Below are 12233 nucleotides of genomic sequence, written 5' to 3'. Positions count from 1 at the left end.
ACCAGAGCCGCAGCCCCGGGGCGATCGGTCAGCCGGAGACGAAGTCGGCGACGAACCGCCGGGCGGGCTCCTCCAGCCGGTCGCGGAGCTCGAAGAACAGGTCCGCGGCGCGCTTCCCCTCCCACTCCGGCGGCAGCAGCTCCGCCGGCAGTCCGGGGTCGAGGTAGGGGAACTTGCGCCACTGGTGCAGCGTCGAGACGTGGTCGACGAAGGCGTCCCGGTCGTCGCCGGGGTGCGAGCGCCACCGCTCCGCCGTGGTCCCGGCGGTGTCGAGGAACTCGGCGTACAGGTCGCGCAGCTGCTCCAGGTGCCAGCAGCGGCCGACCAGGGCGGGGAGGTCCTCGAAGCCGAGGTGGTGGGCCTCGAAGACGGTCACGTACTCCTCGAAGCCCAGGGCCTCGACCGCCGCCTCCAGCTCCGGCTGGATCCAGCGCGGGGCCAGCCACAGCCCGCTGCCGAGCATCCCGAAACCGAGCCACTCCAGCCGGCTGCGCAGCACGTGCCGCTTGTCCCGCTCCCGCTCGGGGACGGAGTAGGAGACGAGAACCCAGCCCTCCGCGACCGTCGAGGAGGGCACGCGCGAGTAGATGCGCCGGTCGGCCTCGTCCAGAGCGGCCAGGGCCCGCTCCGACAGCCGGTAGCCGCGCTGCCCGCCACGCGTCTCGGGGACCAGCAGGTCGCGCTGGCGCATCCGCGAGACCGCCGACCGGGTGGCCGGCTCCTCGACCCCGACGACGGCCATCAGCCCGACGAGCCGGGCCACCGGCAGCCAGCCGCCCAGCGGGCGCATGAAGGCGCCGCAGACGTCCATGATGAGCAGCCGCGGCTGCCCGGGGGCACCGTGCTCGCGCTGCAGCGGCGACGCCGACATCGACGGCGTGCCGCCGGTCCAGCGCCCCCGCACCGGGCCGGGGGTCTCCGGGGATCGGACCACGACCGCACCTCCTCCGTCGTCCACCCGCCGCTGCCGCGCGGCCCGGGTGCGCGCCGCGCAGCCGTCAGCGTGCCACCACCCGGTCACGCAGTGACAGCATCCCGGCACGAACAGGTGCCGGAACCGACCCGCGTCGGCCCGCGCCCCCGCTCGTGCGGCGGTGACGCGGGCCGTGGGGACGCGCGAGGAGGAGCCCTTCCGCTCCGAGTGGTCGGTTGCGGGCGACGACACCCGCCGACACGCCGTGTCGGGCAGCACCCACTGCCCACTCGGCGCCGTCCCGGTGACGTGCTGGAACGGCCCTCGCCGGGGCCCACCGCGAACGTGCGAGCGGTGGGGGCGAGGGGGTCCTTCGTCAGAAGTTGCCGCGGCGCTCCTGCTCGCGCTCGATCGCCTCGAAGAGGGCCTTGAAGTTGCCCTTGCCGAAGCCCAGTGAGCCGTGCCGCTCGATCAGCTCGAAGAAGACCGTCGGGCGGTCGCCGGTGGGCTTGGTGAAGATCTGCAGCAGGTAGCCGTCCTCGTCGCGGTCGACCAGCACCCCGCGGGCCTGCAGCTCCTCGACCGGGACGCGGACCTCGCCGATGCGGGCGCGCAGCTCGGGGTCCTCGTAGTAGGAGTCCGGCGTCGTCAGGAACTCCACGCCCTCGGCGCGCATGGCGTCGACGGTGGCGAGGATGTCGTTGGTGGCCAGCGCGACGTGCTGGGCACCGGCGCCGCGGTAGAACTCCAGGTACTCGTCGATCTGCGACTTCTTCCTCGCGATCGCCGGCTCGTTGAGCGGGAACTTCACCCGGTGGTTGCCGTTGGCGACCACCTTGCTCATCAGCGCGGAGTAGTCCGTGGCGATGTCGTCGCCGATGAACTCGGCCATGTTGGTGAAGCCCATGACCCGGTTGTAGAAGTCGACCCAGGTGTCCATGGCGCCGAGCTCGACGTTGCCGACGACGTGGTCGACGGCCTGGAACAGCCGCTTCGGCGCGCCGGGCCGCTTCTGGTACGTCGAGGTGCGCGGCACGTAGCCGGGCAGGTGGACGCCGGTGTAGCGGGAGCGGTCGACCAGGCTGTGGCGGGTGTCGCCGTAGGCGGCGATCGAGGCCAGCCGCACGGTGCCGTGCTCGTCGGAGACGTCGTGCGGCTCCTCCAGCACGGTGGCGCCCTGCGCGCGGGCGTGCGCGACGCAGCGGTCGACGTCGGGCACGGACAGCGCGATGTCGACGATGCCGTCGCCGTGCCGGCGGTGGTGGTCGGCCAGCGGGCTGTCGGGGTCGTAGGCGCCCTGGACGACGAACCGCGCGGCACCGGAGCGCAGCACGTAGCCGTGGTGGTCGCGGTTGCCGGTCTCGGGGCCGGTGTAGCCGACCAGCTCCATGCCGAACGCCGACTGCAGGAAGTGCGCCGTCTGCAGCGCGTTGCCCACCACCCACACCAGGGAGTCCCAGCCGCTGACCGGGAACGGGTCGGCCGAGGCGTCGTACTCGACGAGGCCGACCAGCTGCTGCAGCTGGTCGGCGCCCAGGCCGGCCAGCTTCTCGTCGTCGTTGAGGATCTGCTCGAGGCTCACCGGGGCACTGCACACCCGCGGGGGACACCTGGGCAACCGGTACGGCTGGTGCTGGTACGACTGACCAGGACGACCAGCAGTCCGACCCCTGAGCTGGTCGCCGGGACCAGCAGCAGGAGGACCAGCGCGTGACCGACCGCCGGGTGCTCGACGCCCTCGACGTCGCCCTGCTCGAGGCCGTGCGGGAGCACCGCTCGGCCGGGCCGCTGGAGCTCTCGCGGCTGCTCGGCGTGGCCCGCGGCACCGTCTCGGCGCGGCTGCAGCGCCTGGAGGAGGCCGGCGTGGTCACCGGCTACGGCCCCGACGTCGACGTGCGCGCCGCCGGGTTCGGGGTGCAGGCCTTCGTCACCCTGGAGATCGCCCAGGGCGCCATCGACGCCGTCCGCCGCGACCTCGAGGCCCTCCCCGGCGTGCTGGAGGCGCACGCGACCACCGGCAGCGGCGACGTCCTGGTCCGGGTGGCGGCCCGCTCGCACGAGGCGCTGCAGCAGATGCTCGTCGACCTCAACCGCTCCTCGGCGGTGGTGCGCTCGACCAGCGTCGTCGTGCTCTCGGAGCTGGTGCCCTGGCGCACCCTGCCGCTGCTGCGGTCGGAGGCCGCGCCGGGCGCCGGCCGCTCGGCCATGCCGGGCCCGTCCGGGGGCTGACCCGCGCGGCGTGCGAGGCTGCCGGGCGTGCCGTCCCCGGAGATGCTGACCGCCCGCGTGCAGGCCGTGCTCGACATCCCGCTGCACCGACACCTGGAGATGCAGCTGCGCGACCCCGCCGACCCGCCGGCCGGCATCTGGTTCCCCGTCGGCGCGGCCGCGCAGAACCAGGCCGCGCTGCTGCACGGCGGCGTCGTCTACACCTTCCTGGACGTCGCGGCGTTCCTCGCGCTGCTGCCCTCGCTGGGTGAGGGCGAGCACGCCGTCACCCACGACCTCACCGCCTCGCTGCTGCGCCCGGTGCGCGCCGGCGCCCGGGTCGACGTCACCGGGTCGGTGCTGCGCCGCGGCCGGGCGGTGGCGTTCCTGCGCGCCGAGGCCACCGTCGACGGCGCTCTCGTCGCCTCGGCGCAGGTCACCAAGTCGATCGTCGCGGTCTGAGACCGGTCACCAGAGCGACATCGACCGGAGGAAGATCCCCGCGACGTCGTCCTCGGTGACCTCCCGCGGGCAGGTGGCCAGCAGCCGCTGCTGCTTCATCGTCCCCTCGACCAGGTCGGGCACGTCGCCCTCGTCGAAGCCGACGGCGGCGATCCCGTTGGGGATGTCGATGTCGCGCATCAGGTCGGTGAGCACGGTCGGCAGGAACTCGGCGGGCTCGTCGGGCTGCCCGGCGTTGGGCGCGAGCAGCTGCGCGGCGCGCACGTGCCGCTCCGGGGAGGCCTCGAAGGTGAACCGGAAGGCCTCCGGCGCGGTCAGCGCCACCGACATCCCGTGCGGCACCATCGGCTCGCCGGCCGGGTAGTCCTTGGGGTGGAAGTCCTTGACCTGCCCGGCGATGGGGTAGGCGTTGGCGTGCGGCACGTGCACCCCGGCGTTGCCGAAGCCCATGCCGGCGAAGGTGGCCGCCATCGCCATGTCGGCGCGGGCCTGCGTGTCGTCGCCGTGCCGGACCGCCCGCCGGAAGGAGCCCGCCAGCAGCGACAGCGCCTTCTCCGACCACATGTCCGAGATCGGGTTGGACCCGCAGTAGGGCACCCGCTGCTCGGGGGTCTTGCGGTCGTAGGTGGTGTACCAGCGGGCGGTGTAGCTCTCCAGCGCGTGACACAGGATGTCCATGCCCGAGGCGGCGGTGACGCCGGGGGGCTGGGTGAGGGTCAGGTCGGGGTCGATGACGGCGAGGGTGGGCCGCAGCCGGGCGTGGCTGATCCCGGTCTTCACCCGCTGCGCGATCACGTCCATCACGCAGATCGTGGTGCTCTCCGACCCGGTGCCGGTCGTGGTGGGGACGGCGACCAGCGGCCGCAGCGGCTCGCTCGGCGCCTGCCCCTTCCCGACCGGCACGTTGACGTAGTCCATGAGCTCACCGGGGTTGGTCGTGAGCAGGTTGATCGCCTTGGCGGTGTCGATGCTCGACCCGCCGCCGACGGCGACGAACGCGTCCCACGGCCCCGACTCCCGCGCCTGCTCGATGGCCTCGGTGAGGCTGACGTCGGTCGGCTCGACGTGCACGCCGTCGTACACCCGCGCCTCGATGCCGAAGCGACCCATCTGGTCGGCCACCCGCTGGGGCAGCCCGGTCGCCGCCACCCCGGGGTCGGTGACCACGAGGACGCGGCGCACGCCCAGGCGGCTGAGGTCGTAGCCGATCTCCTCGGAGGCGCCGCTGCCGAACTTCAGCGACGGCGCACCGTAGGTGAACACGGACTCGGGGACGGGAGTGCTCACGGGGACCTCCGGGCGGCCGGGGCGGGGCGGGCTGTCGTCGGGTGCGGTCGATGGTGCCCGCCGGTTGTGTTCTGCACCACAGCGGGGCAGGGTCGGAGACCTTCCCGTCCGCATTCCCCGGAGGTCAGCAGTGACCGCAGAACCCGAGACCACCGCCGTCCCCTCGCTCGAGGACCTCCTCGCCGACTCCCCGTCCAACTGGGGGAAGTGGGGCGACGACGACGAGGTCGGCGCGCTGAACTACCTCGGGCCCGAGCAGGTGCTCGCCGCCGTCGGCCTGGTCCGCCAGGGCAAGGTCTTCACGCTGCAGCGGCTCATCGGCGACCCCAAGGGCGACCCGGTGTGGCCCGGCCGCTCCCCCGCCGAGCGCACGCAGATCCTCGACGAGTCCACCTGGGACTCCCCCGACGCGCCGCAGTACCCCGGCGGCCTGCACTACGCCGACGACAAGATCAACGCGTTCCTGCAGGGCTCCACGCAGTACGACGGCCTCGGCCACGTCTGGTACGGCGGGAAGATCTGGAACGGCTACGACGCCCGCACCACCGTCGGCGGGCTGGACAAGGCCAGCGTCGAGCCGATCGCCCAGCGCGGCGTCGTCGGCCGCGGGGTGCTGCTGGACATGGCCCGCTTCCGCGGCAAGCCCACCCTCGACAAGGGCGAGACCTTCACCCACGAGGACCTGCTCGCCTGCGCCGAGCAGCAGGGCGTGCAGATCCGGAAGCGCGACGTGCTCATCGTGCGCACCAACTTCCTGCAGCTGTTCTTCGAGCAGGGCGAGGCCTTCTACGAGGGCTTCAACGAGCCCGGCCTGGTATACAGCCCCGAGCTGGTGCAGTGGTTCCAGGACATGGAGATCCCCAACCTGGTCACCGACACCATCGCCAACGAGGTCACCACCGACCCGAACAACGGCGTCGCGCTGGTGCTGCACAACGCGCTCATGCGCAACCTCGGGGTCACCCTCACCGAGATCGCCGACCTCGAGGCGCTGGCCGCCGACTCCGCCGAGGACGGCCAGTACGAGGGCCTCTACGTCGCCGCGCCGCTGAAGGTCCACCAGGGCAGCGGCTCCCCGGTCAACCCCGTCGTGATCAAGTGAGCCCGTCGTGAGCGCCTACGACGAGCGGCCCTGGCTGGCCCTCTACGGCGACCAGCCGGCCGACTACGAGATCGAGTTCCCCGACGCGCTGTCGATGTTCCGGGCCGGCGTGCGGCGCGACCCCGACGGCGACGCGCTGCGCTACTTCGACGGCACCGTCGTCCGCCGCGACCTCGACGAGATGACCGACGCGCTGGCCGCCGGCCTGCTGGCCAACGGGTTCTCCCGCGGCGACCGGCTGGCGGTCTACCTGCAGAACGTGCCGCAGTTCGTCATGGCCATGGTCGCCACCTGGAAGGCCGGCGGCGTCATGGTGTCGATCAACCCGATGAGCCGGAAGCGGGAGCTGTCCTACCTGCTCGCCGACTCCGGGGCGACGGTGCTGCTCAGCCTGGACACCCTCTACGACGAGGTGGCCCGCGAGGTCGTCCCGGACACCGACGTGCGGCTGGTGCTCACCACCAGCGGGCTGGACCTGCAGACGCGCGACGACGAGCGGCTGTTCGCCGGCGTCACGCGGCAGCGGCACGAGGGCACCACCGACCTGCTGGAGTTCATCGGGGCCCACCGGGGGCAGACGCCGCCGCCGGTGACGCTCGGGCCCGACGACGTCGCGTTCCTCACCTACACGTCGGGGACGACGGGCGTGCCCAAGGGCGCGATGAACACCCACCGCAACGTCGTGTTCACCGCTCAGGTGTACCGGGACTGGGTGCACGCCGGGCGGGACGGGCCGGTGTTCGGCATCGCGCCGCTGTTCCACATCACCGGCCTGATCGGGCACGTCGCGGTGACCATGCTGGTGCCGGCGCCGCTGGTGCTCGCCTACCGGTTCGAGCCGCAGGTGGTGCTCGACGCGTTCCTCGAGCACCGGCCGGCGTTCACCATCGGCGCGATCACCGCGTTCAGCGCACTGCTCAACGCCCCCGGGTTCAGCAAGGAGCACTTCGACTCCTTCACCTCGATCTACTCCGGCGGCGCGGCGATCTCCCCGGCCGCCGAGCGCGGCTTCTCCGAGGCCACCGGCAAGCAGGTGCACAACGCCTACGGCCTCACCGAGACGACGTCGCCGATGACGGTCACGCCCTTCGGGTCGCCGTCGCCGGTGGACCCGACCTCGGGCGCGCTGTCGGTCGGGGTGCCGGCGCCCAACACGGTCGTCCGGATCCAGGGCGACGACGGGCAGGACCTGCCGCTGGGCGAGGTGGGCGAGATCGTCGCCGAGGGCCCGCAGGTGGTGGCCGGCTACTGGGGCAAGCCCGAGGAGACGGCGGCGGGCCTCCCTGGTGGGGCGCTGAAGAGCGGCGACGTCGGGTTCATGGACCCGCAGGGCTGGGTGTTCATCGTCGACCGCAAGAAGGACATGATCAACGCGTCGGGCTACAAGGTGTGGCCGCGCGAGGTCGAGGACGTCCTGGCCGAGCACCCCGCCGTCCGGGAGTCGGCGGTCGTCGGCGTCCCCGACGAGAAGCGCGGGGAGACGGTGAAGGCCTACGTCAGCCTCAGGCCGGGGGCGAGTGCCACCCCGGAGGAGCTGATCGCGCACTGCCGGGAGCGGATGGCCGCCTACAAGTACCCGCGCAGCGTCGAGCTGCTCGACGAGCTGCCCAAGACGGTGACCGGCAAGATCCTGCGCCGGGAGCTGCGGGGCACCTGAGCCGGCCGGGGTCCCCGCATCGGGCGGGGACCCCGGTCAGCCGGCCGCCGCCGGCGTCCGCGCCGTGCCGGCCTCGCCGCGCCGGGCGACCCGGGCGGCCAGGGCGCCGACGGCACCGGTGGTGACGACGGCGACGAGGAACACGCCGTAGGCCCACACCCACCAGTCGCCGGTGTCCATCTCGGGCAGGTACCAGACCAGCGCCACGAGCTCGAGGACCCCGAAGACGGTGTAGGTGACCCCCGCGACGAACAGCCGGCCCAGGTCCCGCTCCCGGATGACCAGCGCCGCGGCCACGCCGAGGGCGATCATCCAGGCGCCGATCACCTGGGAGCTCAGCGGGGTGATCTCCCACGGCCAGAAGGACGTGACGGTCTCCACGTGGTGGTGCACGAACAGCCCGCCGGCGAAGAGGACCCCGCCCGCCGCGAGCATGCCCGCCCCCTCGACGGCCAGCAGCCCCGCCAGCCAGCCCGGCATCGGTGCCCGCACCGGCGGCCGCCCGCGGCGGCGGACCTCCTGTGCGAGCACCACCGCCACGCACAGCGCCGGGATGACGAGGTAGACCGCCAGCCACATCCAGGCCGCCACCCGGGCCACCGGCCCGCCGGTCAGCAGGTGCAGGCGGTGGGTGTGCACGAGCGTGGCCACGCAGGTGACGACCGTGAAGACGGTGACGGTGAGCACCGGGACGCGGATCCGGCTCCAGCGGTCCTCGCGCAGCGACAGCACCGACAGCACCGCGCCGGCGCCGTAGGCGGCGCCGAGGAACGCGGCGGTCGGCTCGGTCGCGATGGTCCAGGCCCAGAACCGGTCGGCCACGTCGGCGAGCACGAACAGCTGGTTGACCGCGAGGAGGGTGAGCACCAGGAAGGCCACCAGCAGGCGCCTCGTGCCGGGACGGATCGCCTCGGCCGGGTCCTGTGTCCGCTCGTCGACGTGCTCCATGGGCTGCCGCCGGCCTCCCCGGCCCGGGTCCCCCTGCTCCGCCGGACACCGCGACCGGCGCCCCAGGCTCGCGCGCCAGCGCCGTCGGCACCAGGGTCCATCGGCCTCAGCCGCGGACGTTCTCCGTCCAGACGTCCCAGCCCAGCCGCACGATCAGCGCGGTGACCACCACCAGGAAGACGACGCGGATGAAGCCGGTGCCGCGGCTGGTCGCCGTCCGCGAGCCGACGTAACCGCCCAGGGTGTTGGCCGCGCCCAGCGCCAGACCCAGGCCCCAGACCACCGACCCGTGCGGCACGAAGAAGGCCAGCGCCCCGAGGTTGGTGGCGACGTTGACGATCTTGGCCTTGGCGCTGGCGTTGAGGAAGTCGTAGCCGAGCAGCGAGACCAGCGCGAAGACCAGGAACGAGCCGGTGCCGGGCCCCAGGACGCCGTCGTAGAAGCCGATGACCGCCCCGACGGCCAGCGCCGTGCCGTGGTGCCGGCGGCCGGTGTGCCGCAGCGCCGTCACCTCGCCCAGCGACGGGCGGAACGCGGTGAACAGCGCGATGCCGACCAGCGCGACCACGATGACCGGCTTGAACACCTCCGCCGGCAGCAGCGCCGCCACCGACGCCCCGCAGAACGAGCCCACCAGGGCGACCGCGGCCATCGGCAGCGCGGTGCGCAGGTCGGGGTGGACCCGCCGCTGGTAGGTGATCGCGCTGGTGGTGGTGCCGAACACCGACCCCAGCTTGTTGGTGGCCAGCGCCTGCACCGGGGACAGTCCCGGGACCAGCAGCAGCGCCGGCAGCTGGATCAGCCCGCCCCCGCCGACGACGGCGTCCACCCAGCCGGCCGTGAGCGCGGCGAGCAGGACGAGGGCGAGCAGCCCCCCGGTGAGGCCCTCGGGGAGGAACGCCTCGCTCACCGGCGGTCCCCCCGCGTCCTCGTCGTCACGGGGAGCCAGCCTCCCCCAGGCCCGCCGGGGCGGGACCGGCGGGTCCGGGTGCGCTCAGGTGCGGCGGGCGGTCAGGTCGCGCACCTCGGCGTACCGCTCGCGGACGGCCGGGGTGGGGTCGGCCTCGTGCACCTCGGTGCCCGGCCGCGCCCACGCCGGCGGCTCGGCGTCCCCGGACAGCACCCAGGCGGCCTGCCGGGCGGCGCCGTCGGCCACGTACTCCCCCGGCGGCGGCACCAGCACCGGCACGCCCAGCACGGCCGGGGCGATCGCCCGCACCGCCGCCGACCGGGCGCCGCCGCCGACGAGCAGCACCCGCCGCACCTGCGCGCCGGTGGCGCGGACGGCGTCGAGCCCGTCGGCCAGCCCGCACAGCAGCCCCTCGACCGCGGCGCGCGCGAGGTGCGCCGGGGTCGAGGTGGCCAGCGTCAGCCCGTGCAGCGCGCCGGTGGAGTCCGGCCGGTCCGGGGTCCGCTCCCCCTCCAGGTACGGGACGAGCACCAGGCCGCCGGCGCCGGGCGGCGCCGACAGCGCCAGCCGGGACAGCTCCTCGTGGTCGACGCCGAGCAGCCGGGCGGTGGCGTCGAGGACCCGCGCGGCGTTGAGCGTGGCGACCAGCGGGAGGAAGCGGCCGGTGGCGTCGGCGAACCCGGCGACCGCGCCGCTGGCGTCGGCGGCGGGGGTGTCGGACACGATCGACACGACGCCGGACGTGCCCACCGAGCAGACGACGTCGCCGGGCTCGGCGGCCAGGCCGAGCGCCGCGGCGGCGTTGTCCCCCGTGCCCGGGCCGAGGACGGCGCCGGTGGCGGACCGGCCGGCCGGCTCGGCCGGGCCGAGGACCCGCGGGACGGCCGGGCTGCGCCCGAACGCGCGCTCGAGCAGGTCGGGGCGGTACTCGCCGGTGGCCGCCGACCAGTACCCGGTGCCGCTGGCGTCGCCGCGGTCGGTGACGAGGGCGTCGAGGCCCGGCGTCCCGGCCAGCACCCAGGTCAGCCAGTCGTGCGGCAGGCAGACCGCGGCCGTGCGCGCGGCGTGCTCCGGCTCGTGCTCGGCCAGCCAGCGCAGCTTGGTGACGGTGAACGACGCCACCGGCACCAGCCCGACGGCGTCGGCCCAGGCCTGCGGACCGCCGAGCTCGCGGGTGAGGTCGGCGGCGGCGGCGGCGGAGCGGGTGTCGTTCCAGAGCAGGGCGTCGCGCACGACCCGGCCGTCCTCGTCGAGGCAGACCATGCCGTGCTGCTGCCCGCCGACGGCGACGGCGGCGACGTCGTCGAGCCCGCCGGCCTGCGCCACCGCCTGCTCCAGGGCGGCCGCCCAGGCCGCGGGGGGCACCTCGGTGCCCTCCGGGTGCGGCGCCCGGCCCTCGCGCACGAGGGCACCGGACGCCGCGTCCCGGACGACGACCTTGCAGGCCTGGGTCGAGGTGTCGACCCCCGCGACCAGCGACATCAGCGGGCGCCGAGCAGGTGCTCGACGGCGAGCTGGGACAGGCGCACCTGGCCACCCCGGCGGGCGCCGGCGGCGTCGGCGTCGAAGTCCTCGAACGCCGAGCGGTCGGCGAGCAGCTGGTCGAACGACTCGCCCTCGCCGAGGGTCGGCTGCGCCAGCTCCGGCACGGCGGCGTCGGCGAGGGCCTCCTGCACCTCCGGGTCGGCGCGGAAGGCCTGCGCGCGCTCCTTGAGCAGCAGGTAGCTGCGCATGTTCGCCTCGGCCGACTCCCACACGCCCCGCAGGTCCTCGGTGCGCAGCGGCTTGTAGTCGAAGTGGCGCGGACCCTCGTAGCGCGGACCGCCGGACGGGAAGCCGTTCTCCAGGAGGTCGACGGTGGCGAAGGCGCTCAGCAGGTCGCCGTGGCCGAAGACGAAGTCCTGGTCGTAGCGCGGGCCCTTCTGACCGTTGAGGTCGATGTGGAAGAGCTTGTCCTGCCACAGCGCCTGGGCGATGCCGTGCGTGTAGTTGAGCCCGGCCATCTGCTCGTGCCCGACCTCGGGGTTCACACCCACCAGGTCGGCGTGCTCGAGGCTGTGGATGAAGGCGATGGCGTGGCCGATGGTCGGCAGGAAGATGTCGCCGCGCGGCTCGTTGGGCTTGGGCTCCAGCGCGAAGCGCAGGCCGTAGCCGCGGTCCTCGGAGTACTGGGCCAGGGTGTCGATGCCCTCGCGGTAGCGGTCGAGCGCGGCCTTGAGGTCCTTGGCGCCGTCGACCTCGGTGCCCTCGCGGCCGCCCCACAGCACGTAGGTGGAGGCGCCGAGCTCGGCGGCGAGGTCCATGTTGCGCATGACCTTGCGCAGCGCGTACCGGCGGACGCCGCGGTCGTTGGCGGTGAGCGCGCCCTCCTTGAACACCGGGTGGGTGAACAGGTTGGTGGTGACCATCGGGACGACCAGGCCGGTGTCGGCCAGCGTCTGCTTGAACCGCTCGATGGTCTTGGTGCGCTGGCTGTCGTCGCTGCCGAAGGGGATCAGGTCGTCGTCGTGGAAGGTGACGCCGTAGGCGCCGAGCTCGGCGAGCTTCTCGACGGACTCGACCGGGTCGATCGCGGGGCGGGTCGCGTCGCCGAAGGGGTCGCGCGCCGGCCAGCCGACGGTCCACAGACCGAAGCTGAACCTGTCCTCACGGGTGGGCTGCAGGGGCATGGGGATCCTTCCGCCGGGCACCGGGGCGCTCGTCCGGGTGACGCGGGCCACCGCTTTTGTGCTGCGGTAGAACATAA

Annotated in this window: 11 protein-coding genes; 4 read left to right on the top strand and 7 right to left on the bottom strand. The window is 73.9% G+C overall.

Translation table 11 applies throughout. From position 1 onward, the window contains the following. Positions 1-28: 28 nt before the first annotated feature. A complete protein-coding gene (locus tag ACI780_RS05370) occupies positions 29-934 on the bottom strand; it encodes a PaaX family transcriptional regulator (RefSeq protein ID WP_457001286.1) in 906 nt (301 codons plus the stop codon). 355 nt (positions 935-1289) lie between these two features. After that, positions 1290-2495 carry a 4-hydroxyphenylpyruvate dioxygenase gene (hppD, locus tag ACI780_RS05365; protein ID WP_457001284.1) on the bottom strand — a complete coding sequence of 402 codons (1206 nt, stop codon included), beginning with the start codon at positions 2493-2495 and terminating at the stop codon, positions 1290-1292. A gap of 128 nt (positions 2496-2623) precedes the next feature. Between hppD and ACI780_RS05360 the strand changes: the two genes are divergently transcribed. Beyond that, positions 2624-3142 (top strand): Lrp/AsnC family transcriptional regulator, encoded by a 519-nt coding sequence (locus ACI780_RS05360; RefSeq protein WP_456868699.1) that lies wholly within the window; start codon positions 2624-2626, stop codon positions 3140-3142. A 27-nt stretch (positions 3143-3169) separates the two neighbouring features. Continuing rightward, a complete protein-coding gene (locus ACI780_RS05355) occupies positions 3170-3583 on the top strand; it encodes a PaaI family thioesterase (protein WP_456868700.1) in 414 nt (137 codons plus the stop codon). Between the two features lie 6 nt (positions 3584-3589). Here ACI780_RS05355 and ACI780_RS05350 read toward each other — a convergent pair whose 3' ends face one another. Continuing rightward, positions 3590-4870, bottom strand: a complete 1281-nt coding sequence (locus ACI780_RS05350; protein WP_457001281.1) for a hydroxyacid-oxoacid transhydrogenase — start codon at positions 4868-4870, stop codon at positions 3590-3592. 130 nt (positions 4871-5000) lie between these two features. On the opposite strand from ACI780_RS05350, the gene ACI780_RS05345 reads away from it, so the two are divergent. Continuing rightward, positions 5001-5972, top strand: a complete 972-nt coding sequence (locus ACI780_RS05345) for a cyclase family protein (RefSeq protein WP_457001279.1) — start codon at positions 5001-5003, stop codon at positions 5970-5972. 7 nt (positions 5973-5979) lie between these two features. Continuing rightward, positions 5980-7629, top strand: a complete 1650-nt coding sequence (locus tag ACI780_RS05340) for an AMP-binding protein (protein WP_456868710.1) — start codon at positions 5980-5982, stop codon at positions 7627-7629. A 36-nt stretch (positions 7630-7665) separates the two neighbouring features. Here ACI780_RS05340 and ACI780_RS05335 read toward each other — a convergent pair whose 3' ends face one another. The 4 genes from ACI780_RS05335 to xylA all read right to left on the bottom strand — a co-directional run bounded on the left by ACI780_RS05335 (position 7666) and on the right by xylA (position 12156). Continuing rightward, positions 7666-8577: a hypothetical protein gene (locus ACI780_RS05335; protein WP_457001277.1), complete on the bottom strand. Its 912-nt coding sequence runs from the start codon at positions 8575-8577 to the stop codon at positions 7666-7668. Positions 8578-8683: 106 nt separating this feature from the next. Next, complete coding sequence (locus ACI780_RS05330; RefSeq protein WP_457001275.1) at positions 8684-9487, bottom strand: sulfite exporter TauE/SafE family protein; 804 nt, start codon at positions 9485-9487, stop codon at positions 8684-8686. An 84-nt stretch (positions 9488-9571) separates the two neighbouring features. Further along, positions 9572-10969, bottom strand: coding sequence for a xylulokinase (gene xylB / locus ACI780_RS05325; protein ID WP_457001273.1), 1398 nt, complete (start codon positions 10967-10969; stop codon positions 9572-9574). Further along, on the bottom strand, positions 10969-12156 hold the full coding sequence (xylA, locus tag ACI780_RS05320; protein ID WP_456868714.1) for a xylose isomerase: 1188 nt from the start codon (positions 12154-12156) through the stop codon (positions 10969-10971). The genes xylB and xylA overlap by 1 nt, the downstream gene beginning before the upstream one ends. Positions 12157-12233: the final 77 nt, after the last annotated feature.

Source organism: Geodermatophilus sp. SYSU D00814, from assembly GCF_054050055.1.
Note: the sequence above shows the minus strand (reverse complement) of the source record. Positions and strands in the feature narration are given on the sequence as shown.

What these genes read in the sequence shown, in the direction of transcription:
- ACI780_RS05335 (WP_457001277.1), bottom strand. Translation starts at nt 8,577, where the DNA reads ATGGAGCACGTCGACGAGCGGACACAGGACCCGGCCGAGGCGATCCGT.
- xylB (WP_457001273.1), bottom strand. Translation starts at nt 10,969, where the DNA reads ATGTCGCTGGTCGCGGGGGTCGACACCTCGACCCAGGCCTGCAAGGTC.
- xylA (WP_456868714.1), bottom strand. Translation starts at nt 12,156, where the DNA reads ATGCCCCTGCAGCCCACCCGTGAGGACAGGTTCAGCTTCGGTCTGTGG.